This is a genomic window from Flavobacterium sp. GCM10022190, assembly GCF_042656445.1.
GTDB classification, from domain to species: domain Bacteria; phylum Bacteroidota; class Bacteroidia; order Flavobacteriales; family Flavobacteriaceae; genus Flavobacterium; species Flavobacterium nitratireducens.
The window spans coordinates 176,167-195,331 of the sequence record NZ_JBHSOQ010000005.1 but is presented as its reverse complement, the minus strand read 5'-3'; the positions used below and the strand labels follow the sequence as shown (position 1 = coordinate 195,331).

At 34.1% G+C, this 19,165-nt stretch carries 21 protein-coding genes and 2 tRNA genes; 13 read left to right on the top strand and 10 right to left on the bottom strand.

The window, feature by feature from the left end:
- Window positions 1-123: 123 nt before the first annotated feature.
- Window positions 124-513 carry a DUF1573 domain-containing protein gene (locus ACFPTQ_RS15150; protein WP_379778614.1) on the top strand — a complete coding sequence of 130 codons (390 nt, stop codon included), beginning with the start codon at window positions 124-126 and terminating at the stop codon, window positions 511-513.
- A 28-nt stretch (window positions 514-541) separates the two neighbouring features.
- Here ACFPTQ_RS15150 and ACFPTQ_RS15145 read toward each other — a convergent pair whose 3' ends face one another.
- Window positions 542-1,873: an aspartyl protease family protein gene (locus ACFPTQ_RS15145; RefSeq protein ID WP_379778594.1), complete on the bottom strand. Its 1,332-nt coding sequence runs from the start codon at window positions 1,871-1,873 to the stop codon at window positions 542-544.
- A 124-nt stretch (window positions 1,874-1,997) separates the two neighbouring features.
- Here ACFPTQ_RS15145 and ACFPTQ_RS15140 point away from each other — a divergent pair, with 124 nt between their 5' ends.
- The 6 genes from ACFPTQ_RS15140 to lgt all read left to right on the top strand — a co-directional run bounded on the left by ACFPTQ_RS15140 (window position 1,998) and on the right by lgt (window position 7,326).
- Window positions 1,998-3,194, top strand: coding sequence for a pyridoxal phosphate-dependent aminotransferase (locus ACFPTQ_RS15140; protein WP_379778592.1), 1,197 nt, complete (start codon window positions 1,998-2,000; stop codon window positions 3,192-3,194).
- Between the two features lie 195 nt (window positions 3,195-3,389).
- Window positions 3,390-4,061 (top strand): GTP cyclohydrolase I FolE, encoded by a 672-nt coding sequence (gene folE, locus ACFPTQ_RS15135; RefSeq protein ID WP_379778590.1) that lies wholly within the window; start codon window positions 3,390-3,392, stop codon window positions 4,059-4,061.
- Window positions 4,062-4,100: 39 nt separating this feature from the next.
- Window positions 4,101-4,490 (top strand): four helix bundle protein, encoded by a 390-nt coding sequence (locus ACFPTQ_RS15130; RefSeq protein WP_379778588.1) that lies wholly within the window; start codon window positions 4,101-4,103, stop codon window positions 4,488-4,490.
- A 50-nt stretch (window positions 4,491-4,540) separates the two neighbouring features.
- Entirely contained in the window at window positions 4,541-6,019 is a 1,479-nt protein-coding gene (cysS, locus tag ACFPTQ_RS15125; protein ID WP_379778586.1) for a cysteine--tRNA ligase, read from the top strand.
- 64 nt (window positions 6,020-6,083) lie between these two features.
- Window positions 6,084-6,332, top strand: a complete 249-nt coding sequence (yidD, locus tag ACFPTQ_RS15120) for a membrane protein insertion efficiency factor YidD (RefSeq protein ID WP_379778584.1) — start codon at window positions 6,084-6,086, stop codon at window positions 6,330-6,332.
- A gap of 67 nt (window positions 6,333-6,399) precedes the next feature.
- Window positions 6,400-7,326 carry a prolipoprotein diacylglyceryl transferase gene (gene lgt, locus ACFPTQ_RS15115; protein WP_379778582.1) on the top strand — a complete coding sequence of 309 codons (927 nt, stop codon included), beginning with the start codon at window positions 6,400-6,402 and terminating at the stop codon, window positions 7,324-7,326.
- A gap of 122 nt (window positions 7,327-7,448) precedes the next feature.
- Here lgt and ACFPTQ_RS15110 read toward each other — a convergent pair.
- The 7 genes from ACFPTQ_RS15110 to idi form a co-directional block, all read right to left on the bottom strand.
- Window positions 7,449-7,522 (bottom strand) — tRNA-Thr (locus ACFPTQ_RS15110).
- 59 nt (window positions 7,523-7,581) lie between these two features.
- Window positions 7,582-7,655: transfer RNA gene (locus ACFPTQ_RS15105), tRNA-Thr, on the bottom strand.
- A 79-nt stretch (window positions 7,656-7,734) separates the two neighbouring features.
- On the bottom strand, window positions 7,735-8,001 hold the full coding sequence (locus ACFPTQ_RS15100) for a hypothetical protein (protein ID WP_379778580.1): 267 nt from the start codon (window positions 7,999-8,001) through the stop codon (window positions 7,735-7,737).
- A 55-nt stretch (window positions 8,002-8,056) separates the two neighbouring features.
- A complete protein-coding gene (locus tag ACFPTQ_RS15095; protein WP_379778612.1) occupies window positions 8,057-9,025 on the bottom strand; it encodes a type I phosphomannose isomerase catalytic subunit in 969 nt (322 codons plus the stop codon).
- A gap of 88 nt (window positions 9,026-9,113) precedes the next feature.
- On the bottom strand, window positions 9,114-9,566 hold the full coding sequence (locus tag ACFPTQ_RS15090) for a peroxiredoxin (protein ID WP_379778578.1): 453 nt from the start codon (window positions 9,564-9,566) through the stop codon (window positions 9,114-9,116).
- A complete protein-coding gene (locus ACFPTQ_RS15085; protein ID WP_379778576.1) occupies window positions 9,563-9,973 on the bottom strand; it encodes a 6-pyruvoyl trahydropterin synthase family protein in 411 nt (136 codons plus the stop codon). The genes ACFPTQ_RS15090 and ACFPTQ_RS15085 overlap by 4 nt, the downstream gene beginning before the upstream one ends.
- Before the next feature lie 23 nt (window positions 9,974-9,996).
- Complete coding sequence (gene idi / locus ACFPTQ_RS15080) at window positions 9,997-10,524, bottom strand: isopentenyl-diphosphate Delta-isomerase (protein WP_379778574.1); 528 nt, start codon at window positions 10,522-10,524, stop codon at window positions 9,997-9,999.
- 292 nt (window positions 10,525-10,816) lie between these two features.
- On the opposite strand from idi, the gene msrB reads away from it, so the two are divergent.
- Window positions 10,817-11,392, top strand: coding sequence for a peptide-methionine (R)-S-oxide reductase MsrB (msrB, locus tag ACFPTQ_RS15075; protein ID WP_379778572.1), 576 nt, complete (start codon window positions 10,817-10,819; stop codon window positions 11,390-11,392).
- Window positions 11,393-11,395: 3 nt separating this feature from the next.
- Window positions 11,396-12,007, top strand: a complete 612-nt coding sequence (gene msrA / locus ACFPTQ_RS15070; RefSeq protein ID WP_379778570.1) for a peptide-methionine (S)-S-oxide reductase MsrA — start codon at window positions 11,396-11,398, stop codon at window positions 12,005-12,007.
- A 92-nt stretch (window positions 12,008-12,099) separates the two neighbouring features.
- Here msrA and ACFPTQ_RS15065 read toward each other — a convergent pair whose 3' ends face one another.
- Window positions 12,100-13,680 carry an NAD(P)/FAD-dependent oxidoreductase gene (locus ACFPTQ_RS15065; RefSeq protein WP_379778568.1) on the bottom strand — a complete coding sequence of 527 codons (1,581 nt, stop codon included), beginning with the start codon at window positions 13,678-13,680 and terminating at the stop codon, window positions 12,100-12,102.
- Window positions 13,681-13,936: 256 nt separating this feature from the next.
- On the opposite strand from ACFPTQ_RS15065, the gene ACFPTQ_RS15060 reads away from it, so the two are divergent.
- Window positions 13,937-14,176, top strand: a complete 240-nt coding sequence (locus ACFPTQ_RS15060) for a hypothetical protein (RefSeq protein ID WP_379778566.1) — start codon at window positions 13,937-13,939, stop codon at window positions 14,174-14,176.
- An 87-nt stretch (window positions 14,177-14,263) separates the two neighbouring features.
- Here the strand turns inward: ACFPTQ_RS15060 and ACFPTQ_RS15055 are convergent, their stop codons facing one another.
- The gene (locus ACFPTQ_RS15055; RefSeq protein ID WP_379778564.1) at window positions 14,264-16,459 is read right to left on the bottom strand and encodes a RecQ family ATP-dependent DNA helicase; all 2,196 of its coding nucleotides are present in this window, start codon (window positions 16,457-16,459) and stop codon (window positions 14,264-14,266) included.
- 85 nt (window positions 16,460-16,544) lie between these two features.
- Here ACFPTQ_RS15055 and ACFPTQ_RS15050 point away from each other — a divergent pair, with 85 nt between their 5' ends.
- From ACFPTQ_RS15050 to lptB, 3 genes are all read left to right on the top strand, one after another.
- A complete protein-coding gene (locus tag ACFPTQ_RS15050; protein WP_379778562.1) occupies window positions 16,545-17,510 on the top strand; it encodes a KpsF/GutQ family sugar-phosphate isomerase in 966 nt (321 codons plus the stop codon).
- Window positions 17,510-18,319 (top strand): twin-arginine translocase subunit TatC, encoded by an 810-nt coding sequence (tatC, locus tag ACFPTQ_RS15045; protein WP_379778560.1) that lies wholly within the window; start codon window positions 17,510-17,512, stop codon window positions 18,317-18,319. Before ACFPTQ_RS15050 ends, tatC begins: the two co-directional genes overlap by 1 nt.
- Before the next feature lie 85 nt (window positions 18,320-18,404).
- A complete protein-coding gene (gene lptB, locus ACFPTQ_RS15040; protein ID WP_278036284.1) occupies window positions 18,405-19,145 on the top strand; it encodes an LPS export ABC transporter ATP-binding protein in 741 nt (246 codons plus the stop codon).
- The last annotated feature ends 20 nt before the right edge of the window (window positions 19,146-19,165 follow it).

The following is a 19,165-nucleotide window of genomic DNA, read 5'->3' as shown; positions in this document are numbered from 1 at the left end:
GTTTTATTTTTTGTAAATTATATCGGGGACAAAAGTAAATAATAAAGTACACTATAAAAAGGGAAATAATAATTTGTGGACTAATTAAAACAAAGTATATTTACTTTATATAAAGCCACAATGATGAAAAACTTTACTCCTATAATAATTTGCCTGTTTTTTTGTTTCGTAGGATATGCACAAAAAGGGGCAAAAATTGAATTCAAAGCCAAAAATAACACGATCGATTTTGGAACGATCAACAAGAAAAATGACAATGGCATACGCTCATTCGAATACACAAATACAGGTGATGCGCCCTTGATTATTTATTCAATTCAATCAACATCAAATTGTACTATCTTATCCAAACAAAACGAAACCATACTGCCTGGCAAATCGAGTAAAATTGACATCAAATATGACATGGCTCCCGGACCTATTAGAAAAACAATTACAGTTGAATCTAATGCTATCAATTATACTGAAGGTAGAATTCCTCTAAAAATAAGAGGTGAGGTAATTGCTTTATAGTTTAAAATCGAGATAACAAAAAATTATTCTACAAAACATCAATTAGTTTAAATTTAAACCGCAATAATTCTCCCTCTCGTTTTACAACTACCGCTATCCAAATTTCATTTTCTGACCATAAAAGTGCATTTAGTTCCTGAAGTGATAATGTAAAAGCTTGTTTGTCATTAACTGAAACAATCTCATCACCTACTCGTAACCCGCATTGTTCAGCGTTCGAATTTTTTCTTAGATACCCAATCTCATAGACCGGCTTTAATGCTAATTTATACTTTACTCTCGGATTAACATTATCTAATTTCACATCCTCCGAACGTAAAACCATAGAATTATCGGGAATAACTACTAATTGTTTGATTAACTGAACCCCAGTATGCCAAACCTCAATACCACTTTTATTATAAAAAAAAGTGCTTTTAAAATACTTATTCTTTTTTAAATACAACCATCCGTTTTTATAATCAAAAACCGTGGTAAATCGCCTCAAAATCTCGCCCCCTAAGGATCCCAAGCGATTTGACTGTATATTGATATTTTTTAAAGAAACCGAATCAGGAAAAGCCACAATCGTTTCATTAAATTGAAAACTTCCTAACGAAAATTGTGGTATCTTTGCTCTTTTACCCTCTACAGAACCACTTAATCCTTGCCCTAAGTAATCTTGGTAATGTTTTTCTGGCACTGTAATTTTATCTGAAAATCGTTCAAAAAGCCAAACCGCATCACTGTTCCCACTATCTACAAGAAGCTTAACCACAACATCTTCTTCATTCATTTTTACTTTTGCTTGTAAATATGGTTTGTTTTTTTCGAGCACAAGCGGTATTCGTTCATACGTTTTTTGAATCTTGTTTTGAAAATTAGCCTCTTCTTTATGGAAAGTGACTATTTTTTTTGCATAATCCACCGCTACCAACTGATTTTTAAAAGCTGCTGACCCAATTATACCATTGATCGTTACCCCAACATAATTTGATAAATTAAAGGAGGGATCTAAAATTAAATACAACAAATGATTACGGGATTGCAAAGTCCCTATGGTCAATAAATTACCCGAGGATTTAAGTCCTTCAACAGCCTGATTATCACCTAGACCTTGGATATTAATTTTAACTACATTATTAAGATTTAGTTTTTGAGGATCTTCAAAACCAAAGAGAATAGTTTCCTCCACCCCAGAATCAAGTAAAAAAAGTAATTCAACCCCATTAACTTTAACTGGAATAAAAACGAGATTATTGATTAACCGAATTGGGACTTTGACTTTTTCACTTTTGTCATTATGAAATTCAAACCCCTGTTGAGAAAATACAGGAATTGCAAAAAAGACTAGAAAAAAAAATAAAATTATTTTTTTCATGATTCACAATTTTCATAAAGTTAACAAAAATCCTTCTTTTTAAAACGTTTTAACTCCAATTTGTAAAACTATCCATAGCTTAGTTCTAAAAAAAATTGCAAATTTGCATCAAATTTTTATTAAGATGCCTGAGATTTCAATTAGAGGAAGAAGAATGCCTGAATCGCCAATACGAAAATTGGCACCATTTGCTGATATCGCAAATAAAAAAGGCCTTAAAGTTTATCACCTAAACATTGGTCAACCCGATATAAAAAGCCCAGAAATAGCCATTCAAGCCATTAAAAATATCGACAAAGATATTATTGAGTATGGTCCTTCAGCTGGATACGAAAGTTATAGAAGAAAATTAGCTGATTTTTACACCAATCAAAATGTAAGAGTTGACTTTGCGGATATTATGATCACAACAGGAGGTTCAGAAGCTTTACTATTTGCGTTAGGAAGTATCATGGATCCTGAAGATGAAGTTATTATTCCAGAACCTTTTTATGCTAACTACCATGCTTTTTCGGAAGAATCGAGCGCTAGAGTAGTTCCCGTAAATTCAGATTTCGAGGGAGGTTTTACCCTGCCTTCTATAGAAGCTTTTGAAAAATTGATTACTCCAAAAACGAAAGCAATTATCATTTGCAATCCTAGTAATCCAACAGGTAATCTATACACCGAAACTGAAATTCAACAATTGGGCGAATTAGTAAAAAAGCACGATTTGTTTTTAATTGCTGATGAAGTGTATCGCGAATTTATTTATGACGAAAAAGACCGTCATTACTCTGTAATGAATCTTATTGGCTTAGAACAAAATGTGATCATGATTGATTCGGTTTCTAAACGTTACAGCATGTGCGGTGCTAGAATTGGCTGCATGGTCACTAAAAACAAAGAGGTAATTGCTACCGCAATGAAATTTGCACAAGCGCGTTTGTGCCCTCCAACAATTGAACAAATTGCTTGTGAGGCTGCAATTGACACTCCTCAAAGTTATTTTGATGAAGTAATCAAAGAATACAAAGACCGAAGAGATACCTTAATAGCTGAATTATTAAAAATTGAAGGAGTAAAAGTAACCCCACCTAAAGCTGCTTTTTATTGTATTGCGGAACTTCCTGTAGACAATACAGAAGATTTTGCTCAATGGCTTTTAGAAAGCTACAATTTAAATGGCGAAACCGTAATGGTGGCTCCAGCAGCTGGATTTTATTCAACTCCAGGCATGGGTTTAAAACAAGTACGCATTGCTTATGTACTTAACAAAGAAGACTTAACAAAAGCAGTTCACATACTTAAAGAAGCAATTACCACTTATAATGCGCTTTAAAAAAACACTTCGTTTTTAAAAAACACCAACAAAGGCAATAACTTAAAAATGTTATTGCCTTTGTTTTTTAATGACTAAATCTTATTCCCCCCTTAAAACAGGCTATTTTTTATCAAAAGCTATAGAAATTCTTTAGTTTTTATTAATTATCTTTACAGCCTTAAAATTAACACACACTATTAATAGTCGTATTTAATGATACAAAACGAAGAAATGCACGACGAAATCGGAGACAATCACATTGGTTCGAGTGCAAAAAATCCTATGCGAGACGATGCTTTCGCTATTTCGGATGATGAAAAAATTACAAGAATAAAAAAAGATGTCGAAAACATTCTGTTAACCTTAGGAATGGATTTGACAGACGACAGTTTGAAAGGCACTCCTAATCGTGTCGCTAAAATGTTTGTAAAAGAGATTTTTGGAGGATTAAATCCAGCTAGAAAACCAAAAGCATCCACTTTTGACAACAACTACAAATACGGTGAAATGCTAGTAGAAAAAAACATTATCGTTTACTCTACTTGCGAACATCATTTACTACCGATCATTGGTAGAGCTCACGTAGCTTATATCTCGAATGGTACCGTAATTGGTTTATCAAAAATGAACCGAATTGTTGAATATTATGCTAAAAGACCTCAAGTTCAAGAGCGTCTTACAATGCAAATTGTACAAGAATTGCAACAAGCTTTAGGAACAGAAGATGTTGCCTGCGTGATCGACGCCAAACACCTTTGTGTCAACTCAAGAGGAGTTAGCGATATCGAAAGTAGCACAGTAACTTCAGAATTTGGAGGAAAGTTCAAAGAAGAAAAATGCAGAAGAGAATTTTTAGACTATATCAAACTAGACACTAAATTTTAATAGTTTATCGTTTGTAGTTAATTGTTTGTTGTTTGTTTTATGGGAAAAATACAAAAATTTGAAGATTTAGAAATTTGGAGATTAGCCCGAGAAATCTGTCTGCAAATTGAATATCTAATACAAAAGACAAACTTAAAAACGAATTATTCTTTAAAAAATCAAATGGACAGAAGTTCAGGTTCCATCATGGATAATATCACTGAAGGTTTTGAACGAAACGGCAATAGAGAATTTATTAATTTTTTAAGCATCGCAAAAGGTTCTGCTGGAGAAGTAAAATCACAATCTTATAGAGCTTTCGACAAAAAATTAATTACTCAAGAACAACATTTACAATTAAACGAAATGATTGAGCTAGTAAAAAACAAAATAGGCGCAATGATGAACTATCTAAATAACTGTGAAATCAAAGGTTTAAAATTCAAATAACACTTCGCATCCAAAAACAATAAACCAAAAACAACTAACAATACGTTGACATGTCAATTTATAACACTCAAACACTAAAAATATACAATTCACTTTCAGGAGAAAAAGAAACATTTGTACCTATTAATGAAGGTTCTATTGGGATGTATGTTTGCGGACCAACAGTTTACAGCAATGTACACCTTGGTAATCTAAGAACATTCATGTCTTTTGATGTGATTTTTAGATATTTCATCCATTTAGGTTATAAAGTTAGGTATGTTAGAAACATCACCGATGTGGGTCATATTGTTGATGATGTAGATGAAGGTGAAGACAAAATCGCTAAAAAAGCACGTCTAGAACAACTAGAACCAATGGAAGTAGTACAGCGCTATACTGTTGACTTCCATGACATTCTTAAAGCATTTAACTTTTTACCGCCAAGTATAGAACCAACAGCTACCGGTCATATTATCGAGCAAATTGAAATTATCAAAAAAATAATTGATGCTGGAATAGGCTATGAAGCAAATGGCTCCGTTTATTTTGACGTTGTAAAATTTAATGAAACCAATAATTACGGAAAATTAAGCGGTCGCAACATCGAAGACATGCTTGCAAACACCAGAGATCTTGACGGACAATCTGATAAAAGAAACCCTCAGGATTTTGCACTTTGGAAAAAAGCCGAACCTGAACATATTATGCGATGGCCTTCACCTTGGAGCGATGGTTTCCCAGGATGGCATTTGGAATGTACTGCCATGAGTACCAAATACCTTGGCAATCATTTTGATATTCATGGTGGTGGAATGGATTTAAAATTCCCGCACCATGAATGTGAAATTGCTCAAAATGAAGCTTGCACTGGACACACTCCTGTTAATTATTGGATGCATGCTAATATGCTTACCCTGAATGGTAAAAAAATGGCAAAGTCTACCGGTAACAACATCTTACCTAGAGAAATATTAACTGGCGAAAACAGCATTTTAAGCAAAGCTTTCCCCGCTTCTGTTGCTCGTTTTTTTATGCTACAAGCTCACTACAGAAGCATTCTTGATTTCTCTGACGAAGCCATTGTAGCTGCCGAAAAAGGATACAAAAGATTGATGGAAGCCGTTGATTCATTACCTCAAATCAAAACGAGCTCAAGTAGTTCCTTAGAAATTGCTGGTTGGAAACAACTATGTTATGACGCCATGAACGATGATTTCAACACTCCTATTTTGATTGCGCATTTATTCGAAGGTGTACGATATATCAATTTATTAAAGGACAACAAAGAGACTATCAGTGCTACCGATTTAGCTACACTAACCACTACCATCAATGCATTTGTATTTGATGTGTTAGGTCTTGAAAATCAAAAAGCAGCCGATAGCAGCAATGCTAAATTAGAAGGAACAATCAACATGCTAATCAACATGAGAAACAAAGCTCGTGCGGATAAAGATTTTGCTATGTCTGACCATATAAGAGATCAGTTACTAGCGCTAGGAATCCAGTTGAAAGACAGTAAAGAAGGAACCACTTTCAGTATTTAGTTAATCAGGAATATTGAAAATATTTTCTTTTAAGCATTCTAAAATTATTGCAAAAAATAAAAAAATGTTTTCAAAAATCATCCTATTTCCCTTTATAGCATTGGTTCGATTTTACCAATTGGTAATCTCACCGCTAACTCCTGCAACTTGTCGATTTACACCTAGTTGTTCGGCTTATATGATTGAAGCTTTGAAAACACATGGATTATTTTATGGTGGCTTTCTAGGAATTAAACGAATATTGCGTTGCCACCCTTGGGGGAAAAGCGGCTACGATCCAGTACCTCAAAAAAAAGATTGCTGTAAACATTAACCTTTAATTAGTACTCGTTTTACTTTAAATATTTAATTTTACAACTATATATAAAAAAGGAAATTACATGACACAAGCTTTAAACATCGTATGGAATCCATCCGAAGGTATAGATTTAGGTTTTTTTGTAATTAGATATTACAGCTTAATGTTTGTGATTGCATTTGGATTAGGTTGGTATCTCATGAAAAACATTTTCGAACGCGAAAATGAATCTTTAGAAAAATTAGACTCTTTATTCGTATGGAGTGTACTCGCTACCTTAATTGGAGCGCGTTTAGGACATGTTTTCTTTTACGATTGGGAATATTTCAGAAACCATTTATCTGAAATCATCTTACCATTTAGATTTACACCAAAATTTGAATTTACAGGCTTCCAGGGATTAGCAAGCCATGGAGCTGCCATATCCATTATTGTAGCAATGTATTTCTACAGTAAAAACATCCTTAAAAGACCATTATTATGGATTTTAGACCGTATTGTTATTCCTGTAGCTAGTGGCGCAATATTTGTGCGTTTGGGTAATTTCTTCAATTCAGAAATCGTAGGTAAAGTAACCAATTCCCCTTTTGGAATACGTTTTATTCAAGATTATTACAGCAAAGCTGACGCTGTAAATGCCACACAAATTGCAAAACCAAAAGAAGCCTATTCAGCAATTGCTACAAATCCAAAATATGCCGACTTACTGGCACAAGTTCCAGCAAAACACCCAACACAGTTGTACGAAGCATTTTGCTATATCTTTGTTTTTGCAATATTATTTTTCTTGTACTGGAAAACGGAAGCTAGAAAAAAATCAGGTTACCTATTTGGACTTTTCCTAGTTTTACTATTTTCAGTACGAATGGTTGTAGAATCAGTGAAAGAAAGTCAGGGTGGATTTGAAAGCGCATTAGGCTTACTTTCAACAGGACAATGGTTAAGTATTCCATTTATCCTAATAGGCTTTTACTTCGTTTTTACAGCCGAAAAACCAATCAAAATATAAATTCTTCCCAAGAATAAAATACAAAATGCCGTCTACAAAATAGACGGTATTTTTTTTGATATATTATGGATACCTTTTAAAAACAAAAAAACCACCTAACAAAAGTTAGATGGTTTATCTTGAGCCGATAGAGGGACTCGAACCCACGACCTGCTGATTACAAATCAGCTGCTCTAGCCAGCTGAGCTACATCGGCAATTGTGTAATAATGATTATCGAATTTCAATAACAAACTTCTACAATTTAGAAGTTTTGAGCCGATAGAGGGACTCGAACCCACGACCTGCTGATTACAAATCAGCTGCTCTAGCCAGCTGAGCTACATCGGCGTCATTATTACGGGTGCAAAGATACATCTGTAATTTAATTTTCCAAACTAAATTTGCACTTTTTTTCGCTTTTTACTGACTACAATTCGTTGATTTTAGCAATCAATTGATTAGCAACTTGTTCCAATTCTACATTGATTTGCTTAAAGTGTGCTTTTTTATTTTCTACATTCTTAGCATTTACTTTAGCAATTAAATTATCAAAAGCAGCAATAGCTTCATCAATTAAATTATTAGTTTCTGCAGTTGGTTTTCCAGTAGTTGAAAGTTCAAATAAGTAAACCGCCTCAATAATATCCCCTAAAACGTAGTTGATGTCTTTCTTTAAATTCTTAACGTTTGCCATTTTTTTAAATTTTAATTTGCGATTGCAAAAATACACATAAACTTTATAAAAGTCACTATGAAATATAAATTTCTAAAACTGAAGCTTTTCCATTTAAAACAAATGATTGAATAGCAGCAGGAACCAACACGGTATCCCCTTTTTTATAACTATATACAACACCATTAATAACTAATTCAAAAGCCCCTTCCACGCACATATACACTGTAAAAGTTTCTCCATTTTTATTCACTTTTACTTCGCCATCTAATGGAATTAAATTAGTGGTAAAATAAGGACAATCTACTACTGTATTTGATGTATTAGGTTCTTTACTATAGTTTTTATACGTATCTACTTTATCATAATTAATTGCATCCAATGCTAAATCTATATGCAATTCTCTTCCATTACCCTGAGCATCAACTCTATCAAAATCATAAATACGATAGGTAATATCCGAAGTTTGCTGAATTTCTGCTACTACTAATCCTGCTCCAATGGCGTGAACCGTACCCGTTTCAAGAAAAAACACATCACCTGATTTCACTTTCACATCATCCAAAATAGATAGTAAGGTTTTATTTTTAAGATTTGCCACATATTCCTCTGCATTTGATTTTTCTTTGAAACCAACTATTATACGTGCATCTTCATCGGCTTGCATGATATACCACATTTCCGTTTTACCAAACGAATTGTGACGCTCTTTAGCTAAAGCATCATTTGGATGAACTTGTATTGACAAATCTTCGCGAGCATCTAAATATTTAAATAATAATGGAAATTGTTTTCCAAATCGTGCATAAACAGCAGTACCCAAAATCTCATTTGGACTCTCATCAATAAGTGTCATTAAAGAGGTTCCTTTCAATTCACCATTAGCCACAACACTAACGTCGCCTTCAACGGTAGATAGTTCCCAACTTTCCCCAACTGTTGAAGACTGAATTGGTTTACCTAAAACTGTTTTTAATTTTTCACCACCCCAAATTCTTTCTTTTAAAATAGGTTCAAACTGTAATGGATAGATGTTCTTCATTATTAATTGTTTTTTAAAGATTGTAATTATTTATAATAAAAAAAGTAGCCTACATTTACTTTGAAAAGCTACTTTGTACTTAATATTCGTTTTATTTTTTTATTGTTGCCAACATTTTAGTAACGTGTTTCATTCCTAAAACACTATCAAAAACCTTTTGAATGATTCCGTCACTATCTACTAAATAGGTCACTCTACCCGGAAGCAAACCAAATATTTTAGACGGAACACCAAAAAGCTTACGAATTGAATTATCTGTGTCAGCTAAAAGTGTGAAAGGCAAATTAAATTTTTGGATAAACTTTTGGTGAGAAGCCACATCATCAGCACTAATTCCGATGACATCAACACCTAAATTTAAAAATTCAGAATAATTATCCCGAAAACCACAAGCCTGAACAGTACATTGAGGTGTATTATCCTTTGGATAAAAATAAATAATAACTGCTTTTTTTCCAATCACAGTGTGGCTTTCAAACAACTGACCACTGGCATCTTTAGCGGTAAAATGAGGTATCTTATCCCCTTCCTTCAATGGCATCATAATCCTTTATAGCTTACAAAATTTCGAGGTGTTTCGTATAACACTACCTCTAGTTCAAATTGACTTTCTACTTGCTTTCTTATCTTATTCCAAATTACCACCACAATGTTTTCAGCTGTTGGATTTAGATTTTCAAACTCAGGTACATCTAAATTGAGATTTTTATGATCAAATGCATCTTCAACCTCAGCCTTAATAATATCTGCTAAAATCTTAGCATCCATTACGTAACCTGTTTCGGGATTAATTGGACCAGTAACACTCACAATCAGTTCATAGTTATGCCCATGAAAATTTGGATTATTACATTTCCCAAAAACAGCATCATTCTGTTCGAAACTCCAGTCTTTTCGATACAAACGATGAGCGGCATTAAAATGTGCTTTTCTACTTATTGTTACTTTCATAATCCTATATAAATCAAAAGTGTTTAAACTTTATGTTCTTCTAAATAATGATAGAATTCATCAAAGATAATCTTGAACCAAATGGTATAAACCTCTGGATTTACAGCAATATCCTCTTTCACAGCTTCAATATCCATCCATTTCCACGCTTCAACCTCGTCCAAATTAATTACAGGCTCCCCATTATAATAGCCAATCATCACATGATCCAATTCATGCTCTGTCAAGCCATTATCAAAAGGGGCTTTATAAATAAAATGAAACAATTCTTTTAATTCGGTTTTAAAACCCATCTCTTCCATCAATCTTCTGTTTCCAGCCTGAAGATTCGTTTCACCTTCGCGCTGATGGCTACAACAAGTATTAGTCCACAACAATGGAGAATGGTATTTATGATGCGCACGTTGCTGCAACATCAATTGGTTTTTATCATTTAAAACAAAAACCGAAAAAGCACGGTGCAATACCGCTTTTTCATGAGCTTCTAATTTAGGCATCAAGCCAATAGGCTCATCATTTTCGTTAACCAGTATTACGTTCTCTTCTAACATATATTTTTATAGGTAAACAAAAATACAAAAAAGATAAGGAAACAAGCCGTCTTTAACGTTCTCTTTGAATTATATTACAAAAAATTCTTAGAAAAGAAACACTTGCTTACATCCTTATCCAATTAAAAAACCAAAGAAAGTACGATTACGTAAATACAATTGTTAAACAAGCCCCAAATAGCTGTTAAAATAGCCTTTGTTGTAGCAAACAAAACCAATTGACGGCTATCTTTGTCTATACAAAAGGCTCATTAACAGCCCTAAACTTTAAAAACGAATAAGCAATCCATTTATGAAAACAAATTCTTTAATTAATCTGATATTCATTATTCCATTATTTGTTCTTTCAGCCTGTGGACAAAACAAAAAAAATACAGTTGCAGAAACGGCAATAAAAGAAAATAAAATCACGAAACCATCTAACCCCTATTATTCCAATACAGACACCACAAAACTTAAATTGAGCGATGCACAATGGAAAAAAGTTCTACCTGAGGATGTGTATTTAGTGATGCGAAAAGCCGAAACCGAAAGAGCATTTACAGGCAAATATTGGAACACTGACGAAAAAGGAACATACTATTGCGCATCTTGTGGAAATATGCTGTTTCGCTCTACATCCAAATTCTCCAGCAGTTGTGGATGGCCCAGTTTTTTTGAACAAGAAAATAAAAAAAGTATCGTATTCAAAAACGACTACTCTTATAATATGGAACGAATTGAAGCTCTTTGTGGAAGATGCGATGGTCATTTAGGGCATCTATTTGATGATGGTCCAGCACCCACTGGAAAAAGATATTGTATGAATTCAATTGCACTAGACTTCATTCCAGACAACAATTTACTTATCGAAAACACTCAAAATTAAACTATGAAAAAGTTTTTATTATTAATTCTGTTATTTGCTTTAAATATAAATGCTCAAACTAAGCCAAATAAAAACAACACTCATCTAGAAACAATCACTCTAGGTGGTGGCTGCTATTGGTGTATTGAAGCCATTTTTGAAAATTTAGAAGGTGTAAAAACTGTAGTTTCTGGATTTTCAGGAGGAAAAGTAGCCAATCCTAGTTACGAAGACGTTTGTACAGGAAAAACAGGACATGCCGAAGTTGTTCAAATTACATTTGATAAAACCAAAACCAATTTGGATGAAATCCTAAAAGTTTTTTTCACCGTACACGATCCTACCACCCTGAATCGTCAAGGAGCCGATGTGGGAACACAATACCGTTCGGCTATTTTTTACCATAATGAATTACAAAGAAAAACAGCCCTAGAAATCATCAATGAATTAAACAAAAACAAAGTTTATAACAATCCCATTGTTACAAAAGTTGAACCTTTCAAAAATTTCTATGAAGCAGAGGACTATCATCAAGACTATTTTATCAACAATGCAAATAAACCCTATTGTCGTTTGGTTATCCAACCGAAATTAGAAAAATTTGAAAAGGTTTTTAAAAACAGATTGAAAAAATAATACGAACACAAATTGCGCAAAGTAAAGATTAGTGAAATATGTTTTACGGTTTCGAATTTGTGTTATTGGTGTAATTCGTAGCAACTTCGAAACTAAGTAATTATTCGGGCTTTTTTACCTAATGCTTCACCAATCATCAAAGCACATTTTTCACCATCAATGGCAGCTGAGATAATTCCACCTGCATAACCCGCTCCTTCACCGCAAGGATACAAACCTTTTATTTGCAAATGCTCTAAAGTCATAGTATCTCTAGGAATACGAACTGGTGAAGAGGTTCGGGATTCAGGCGCATGAAGTACGGCTTCATTTGTTAGATAACCTCGCATTGATTTGCCAAAAGCGGTAAATCCTTCGCGTAATATTTGTGTTAAAAACCCAGGAAAAACTTGCCCTAATTCAACCGGAGTAGTTCCAGGCACATAAGAAGTTTTTGGAATCTCTTTTGAAACTTTTGATTGGGTAAAATCAATCATTTTTTGTGCAGGAACTTTTTGAGTTTCACCTGCCAAATGCCATGCTTTTTGTTCGATGCTTTTTTGGAATTCCATTCCTGCCAAGGCACCAAATTTGGCAAAAGGCTTAAAATCATCCAATTTCAATTCGATAACAATACCCGAATTAGCAGCAGCTTGATCCCTTTTAGAAGGAGACCATCCATTAGTCACCACCTCACCAGGACTGGTAGCACAAGGCGCAATGACACCTCCGGGACACATACAAAAAGAATACATCCCTCGCCCTCCTACTTGCTTCACAATACTATATGGCGCTGGTGGCAACAACTCACCACGATAATCACAGCTATACTGAATACTATCTATCAAAGATTGCGGATGCTCAGCGCGAACGCCTAGAGCAAAAGGTTTAGCTTCAATCAATATTTTTTTTCTGTCTAATAATTCAAAAATATCTCGAGCCGAATGTCCGGTAGCTAAAATCAACTTATTCGCCAAAATTTTGTCTCCGTTTTGTATCACCACTCCTTCTACCTCACTATTTTTAACCAAAATATCCGTAACTCGTGTTTCAAACAAAACCTGACCGCCACATTCCTTGATTTTCTCACGGATATCTTCAATAATTTTTGGCAATTTATTCGTTCCAATATGCGGATGTGCATCCACTAAAATATCAGGTGTAGCACCAAAAGCTACTAATAATTCTAAAATCCGATTCACATCGCCACGCTTTTTAGAACGCGTATACAATTTCCCATCCGAATAAGTTCCTGCTCCACCTTCGCCAAAACAATAATTAGAATCCTCATTTACAATATGATCGCGATTGATGGCTTTCAAATCTCGACGACGACCGCGTACATCTTTACCACGTTCAATCAAAATGGGTTTTAAACCTAATTCTATTAGCTGTAATGCCGCAAAAAGTCCCGCAGGACCAGCCCCTACCACAATCACTTCCTGTGCATTAGCTACATTTGGATAATCCGGTAGTTGTAATGGTTTTTCCTGAAAAGCTTCCCCTTTTAAATAAATAAGCACTTTCAAATTGATTTTCACTACTTTTTGACGTGCATCAATAGAACGCTTTAAAATCACAACATGCTGAATTTCAGAAACAGCTACTTTTATTTGTTTGGACAAATGATCTTTAAGCAAAGATTCGTTGGCAGCAATTTCCGGAGTTACCTGAAGTAAAAGTTCTTTGGGCATGATGATGTATTTATTTTATTGGCTTTTCTTTCTATGAAAAGAAGTTGCAAAAATACAATTTTGAAATGAGATTTTATCTTTACTCCAAAATTTGCACGCAGATTTACACAGATTGAAGCAGATTTACATAATAGTAAAAAACGCATCGTAGTGAGGCTCTATCGAAAAAAAACCAGTGCCTTAACCCCTTACAAACTTAGCCCTTTTAAGAAAGACTTTGTACCTTTGCCTCTTTGAAACTTTGCACCTAATTAAAATGTCTAGAAAAATAAAATTGATTTGGGATTTTCGCGGCCCTGCTTCTGCAAAAACTGCCGAACATCACGAAATCCACTTAAAAGAATACATCACTATTGAAAAATTACCTTTAAATATTACTGGTTTTAAAGTTTATGACGAAATGCACGCTATCGCATTTATGGTGGTAACTGACGAAAATATGATTCAGGTAAGAGATGCTTTGAAACCGCATCGAGGGGAACTTTACACAGAGTAAATTACAAATAACTTAAAAAAATCCAATAAAAAAATTCCAAATCCCAATATTATAGCATTTGGAATTTAAAATATTGGAATTTATTCTCTAATTTGCTACTTCACTTATAAATTTTATACGCATTAAACGCAATTCGTCGATATCGTAATCGCCATCAAATTCCTTTAATGCTTCTTCAATTTTATCGGTTGCTGATTCCATGAAATAATCATGAATTTCTTCCTGCTGATCTTCATCAAGCATATCATCTATCCAATATTTAATATTTAGCTTGGTTCCAGAATAAACAATTTGCTCCATTTCTTTAATCAAGGCATCCATCGTTAATCCTTTTGCTTTAGCGATATCATCTAATGGCAATTTTCTATCAATATTTTGAATGATATATAATTTGTTCGCCGAATTAGTTCCGGTAGATTTCACTACCAAATCATCCGGTCTGATAATATCATTATCCTCTACATATCGATTAATTAAAGCCACAAAATCTGCTCCGTATTTTTTAGCCTTACCTTCACCTACACCGTGAATATTAGTCAATTCTGCCAAAGTTACTGGATATTTCAAAGCCATATCTTCCAAAGAAGGTTCTTGAAAAACTACAAAAGGAGGCACTCCTAATTTCTTAGCTACTTTTTTACGCAAGTCACGCAACATTTCCATTAATGCTTCATCAGCAGTACCTGCCGATTTAGAAGCCGTAACTACTACCTCATCATCAGCCTCACTGTATTCATGATCCTCAGACATCATGAAAGAAGTTGGATTAGCAATAAAATCCAATCCTTTTTGAGTAATTTTCACAATTCCGTATGTTTCAATATCTTTAGACAAATAACCTTCAACTAAAATCTGTCGTAACAAAGCCATCCAGTATTTTTCGTCGTGATCGGCACCACAACCAAAGAAGGATTGCGAATCCGTACGATGCGCCTTAATAACAGCATTCACACGACCTATCAAGGTGAAGACAATTTCTTTCGACTTATATAAATGTTTGGTATCGCGAACCACTTCCAGAAGCTTAACCACTTCGTTTTTGGCTTCCACTTTTGTTTTTGGATTTCTCACATTATCATCCATATCTGCTCCTTCACCTGTTTCGCTGTCAAATTCTTCTCCAAAATAGTGAAGTAAAAACTTTCTTCTTGACATCGAAGTTTCGGCATAAGCCACCACTTCTTGTAACAAAGCAAATCCAATTTCCTGCTCTGCAACAGGTTTACCTGACATGAATTTCTCTAACTTTTCAACGTCTTTATAGGAGTAATAGGCTAAACAATGTCCTTCTCCTCCATCACGACCAGCACGACCCGTTTCTTGGTAATAACTTTCTAATGATTTTGGAATATCGTGGTGTATTACAAAACGTACATCTGGTTTGTCAATTCCCATACCAAATGCAATTGTTGCTACTACCACCTCTACATCTTCCATCAAAAACATATCTTGGTGCTTGGCTCTAGTCTTCGCATCCAATCCTGCATGATACGGAACTGCACTAATACCGTTTACTTTCAATACCTCGGCAATAGCCTCTACTTTTTTACGACTCAAACAATAGATTACTCCCGACTTCCCTTTATGCTGACGAATAAAACGAATAATATCTGATTCGACATTCTTGGTTTTTGTACGTACTTCATAAAATAAATTAGGTCTATTGAACGATGCCTTAAAAGTAACAGCATTGGACATATCCAAGTTCTTAAGGATATCTTCCTGTACTTTTGGAGTAGCAGTTGCGGTAAGTCCAATAACAGGAACATCACCTATTTGCTTAATAATATTTTTTAGATTTCGATATTCAGGTCTAAAATCATGTCCCCATTCCGAAATACAATGCGCCTCATCAATAGCAACAAAGGAAATAGGCACACTTCTTAAAAAACTAACATTCTCTTCTTTGGTTAAAGACTCTGGAGCAACATATAATAATTTAGTTAAACCAGAAGTAATATCCTTTTTAACCTGAGCTATTTCGGTTTTAGTAAGTGAAGAATTTAACACATGAGCGATGCCATTTTCAGAAGACAAACTCCTTATAGCATCTACCTGATTTTTCATTAAAGCAATTAATGGAGAAACTACTACTGCAGTCCCTTCTTGAATTAAAGCTGGTAGTTGATAACACAAAGATTTCCCCCCACCTGTAGGCATTATCACAAATGTATTTTGCTTCTTCATTAAGCTTGTTATCACTTGCTCTTGTAATCCCTTAAATTGACTAAAGCCAAAATATTTCTTTAATTCTTTATGGATATCAATTTCGTTTGAATTCATTCTTTATTATCTGGTATTTTGTATAAATTTGCATCACATAAAGATACAAATTTCTTTTACACACACAAATTTTAAACATTCTGTTTTGATATCCAAAGAAAATATATTGGCTGTTGCCAAAAAAACCATTTTATCTGAAAGTGAAGCAATTGTAAAATTAATTGATTATTTAGATGATAATTTTTCAAAAGCTGTAGAACTAATCTTTCAATCTAAAGGTCGTTTAGTAGTTACCGGGATTGGAAAAAGCGCCATTATTGGTCAAAAAATGGTCGCCTCTTTTAACTCAACTGGAACCCCATCTATGTTCCTACACGCAGCCGAAGCTATTCATGGTGATTTAGGAATGATTCAAAAAGGTGATATTATCATTTGCATTTCTAAGAGTGGAAACAGCCCCGAAATCAAAGCGCTTATTCCATTATTAAAAAGAGATGGGAATCCACTAATTGGAATTTGCGGAAACACCAGTTCGGCATTAGCTAAAGGTTCAGATTATGTTTTAAACACTACTGTAGATGCAGAAGCTTGCCCAATTAACCTCGCCCCTACGAATAGTACCACTGCTCAATTAGTAATGGGAGACGCTTTAGCCATCTGCTTAATGGAAATGCGCGATTTTAAAGCAGAAGATTTTGCTAAATACCATCCAGGTGGCGCTTTAGGGAAAAAACTTTTACTCAAAGTGAAAGACTTGATTGAGCACAATCAAAAACCAATAGTAAGTCCTGAGACTCCAGTAAAAAAAGTAATTTTTGAAATTTCTGAAAAAAGATTGGGAGTTACTGCAGTAATCGAAAACAACAAAGTTGTAGGTATTGTAACCGATGGTGATATTAGAAGAATGCTAAACGATAGAGATAGTTTTACCGACTTGACAGCTAAAGACATCATGACCAAAAATCCAAAATGGACTTCATCTAATACGATGGCAATTGATGCTTTGCAAATATTGGAAAACCACTCCATAACCCAACTTATTGTTATAGACAATGAAGAATACAAAGGAGTTTTACATTTACATGATATTTTAAAAGAAGGAATCCTATAATGGCAAATAAAAACGTAAACGAGATGTCTTTTTTAGATCATCTTGAAGACTTAAGATGGTTATTAGTTCGAAGTACAATTGCTATCATTATCATGGCATTTGTTGCTTATTGCTTTAGTGATTTTTTATTCGACTCGGTTATATTTGGTCCTACAAGAGCAAACTTTTTCACCTATGTTTACTTTTGTGAATTATCGCACTCTCTCGGTTTTGCCGAAAGCATTTGCATTACCGAAATGCCTTTTATTATCCAAAATACAACAATGGAAGGACAGGTAAATGTATTCATATGGATGTGTATTCTTTTCGGTTTCATCCTTAGTTTTCCTTATATATTATGGGAAGTTTGGAAATTTATCAGTCCTGCATTATACCAAAATGAAAAAAAGCATGCTAAAATATTCATCTTTTTCTCCTCCTTATTATTCTTTTTAGGAGTTGTATTTGGTTATTATGTGGTGATACCCATGTCTGTGAATTTTGTGGCAACATTCACCATTAGCCCAACAGTTTTAAACCAATTCACCCTGGATTCTTATATTGGGATGGTAAAAACCTCCCTACTTGCTAGCGGATTGTTTTTTGAATTACCCATAATTATCTATTTCTTAACTAAACTAGGACTAGTAACGCCTAATTTCTTAAGAACCTATAGAAAATATGCCATAGTGCTTGTATTAATCATTGCCGCAATTGTAACACCTCCTGATGTAGTGAGCCAAACTATAGTTGCCATCCCGATGTTATTAATTTACGAAGCAAGTATTTTTATTTCTGTTTTTGTTGCCAAAAAAGAAAAGAATAATTAATTGTTAATTTCACTATTTGTTTATTGGGTTATTCGTTAATTTGTCTAATAATCTAACAAGCAAAAATTCAAATAATTGAATACAAATGATTTTAAGAGCCGATAATTTAGTAAAAACATACAAAGGAAGAAGTGTTGTAAAAGGCATTTCGGTTGAAGTAAATCAAGGGGAAATTGTTGGTTTATTAGGCCCTAATGGTGCTGGAAAAACCACTTCATTTTACATGATTGTTGGCTTAGTAAAACCAAATGCTGGAAGCATTCACCTTGACGATACTGATATTACAAATTTCCCAATGTACCGAAGAGCACAGCAAGGAATTGGATATTTGGCACAAGAAGCTTCTGTATTTAGAAAATTAAGTATTGAGGATAACATCCTGAGTGTTTTGCAACTAACTAAGCTCTCCAAAGAAGCTCAAATTGCCAAAATGGAAAGTTTAATTGCCGAATTTAGCTTAGAACACATTCGTACAAATCGTGGTGATTTATTATCCGGAGGAGAGCGTCGTCGTACAGAGATTGCACGTTGCCTTGCTACCGATCCAAAATTCATTTTGCTAGACGAACCATTTGCAGGAGTTGACCCTGTTGCAGTTGAAGATATCCAAAGAATTGTTGCGCAATTAAAAAACAAAAACATCGGAATTCTAATTACAGATCATAACGTTCAGGAAACCCTTGCTATTACCGATAAAACCTATTTGATGTTTGAAGGAGGAATTCTTAAAGCTGGAAAACCAGAAGAATTGGTAGAAGACGAAATGGTACGAAGAGTGTATCTAGGACAAAATTTCGAATTAAGAAAGAAGAAATTAGAATTCTAGATTTCAGAAAGCAGAAGGCA

Coding starts and splice junctions, on each gene's coding strand:
- ACFPTQ_RS15150 (WP_379778614.1), top strand. CDS start 124: ATGAAAAACTTTACTCCTATAATAATTTGCCTGTTTTTTTGTTTCGTA.
- ACFPTQ_RS15145 (WP_379778594.1), bottom strand. CDS start 1,873: ATGAAAAAAATAATTTTATTTTTTTTTCTAGTCTTTTTTGCAATTCCT.
- ACFPTQ_RS15140 (WP_379778592.1), top strand. CDS start 1,998: ATGCCTGAGATTTCAATTAGAGGAAGAAGAATGCCTGAATCGCCAATA.
- folE (WP_379778590.1), top strand. CDS start 3,390: ATGATACAAAACGAAGAAATGCACGACGAAATCGGAGACAATCACATT.
- ACFPTQ_RS15130 (WP_379778588.1), top strand. CDS start 4,101: ATGGGAAAAATACAAAAATTTGAAGATTTAGAAATTTGGAGATTAGCC.
- cysS (WP_379778586.1), top strand. CDS start 4,541: ATGTCAATTTATAACACTCAAACACTAAAAATATACAATTCACTTTCA.
- yidD (WP_379778584.1), top strand. CDS start 6,084: ATGTTTTCAAAAATCATCCTATTTCCCTTTATAGCATTGGTTCGATTT.
- lgt (WP_379778582.1), top strand. CDS start 6,400: ATGACACAAGCTTTAAACATCGTATGGAATCCATCCGAAGGTATAGAT.
- ACFPTQ_RS15100 (WP_379778580.1), bottom strand. CDS start 8,001: ATGGCAAACGTTAAGAATTTAAAGAAAGACATCAACTACGTTTTAGGG.
- ACFPTQ_RS15090 (WP_379778578.1), bottom strand. CDS start 9,566: ATGATGCCATTGAAGGAAGGGGATAAGATACCTCATTTTACCGCTAAA.
- ACFPTQ_RS15085 (WP_379778576.1), bottom strand. CDS start 9,973: ATGAAAGTAACAATAAGTAGAAAAGCACATTTTAATGCCGCTCATCGT.
- idi (WP_379778574.1), bottom strand. CDS start 10,524: ATGTTAGAAGAGAACGTAATACTGGTTAACGAAAATGATGAGCCTATT.
- msrB (WP_379778572.1), top strand. CDS start 10,817: ATGAAAACAAATTCTTTAATTAATCTGATATTCATTATTCCATTATTT.
- msrA (WP_379778570.1), top strand. CDS start 11,396: ATGAAAAAGTTTTTATTATTAATTCTGTTATTTGCTTTAAATATAAAT.
- ACFPTQ_RS15065 (WP_379778568.1), bottom strand. CDS start 13,680: ATGCCCAAAGAACTTTTACTTCAGGTAACTCCGGAAATTGCTGCCAAC.
- ACFPTQ_RS15060 (WP_379778566.1), top strand. CDS start 13,937: ATGTCTAGAAAAATAAAATTGATTTGGGATTTTCGCGGCCCTGCTTCT.
- ACFPTQ_RS15055 (WP_379778564.1), bottom strand. CDS start 16,459: ATGAATTCAAACGAAATTGATATCCATAAAGAATTAAAGAAATATTTT.
- tatC (WP_379778560.1), top strand. CDS start 17,510: ATGGCAAATAAAAACGTAAACGAGATGTCTTTTTTAGATCATCTTGAA.
- lptB (WP_278036284.1), top strand. CDS start 18,405: ATGATTTTAAGAGCCGATAATTTAGTAAAAACATACAAAGGAAGAAGT.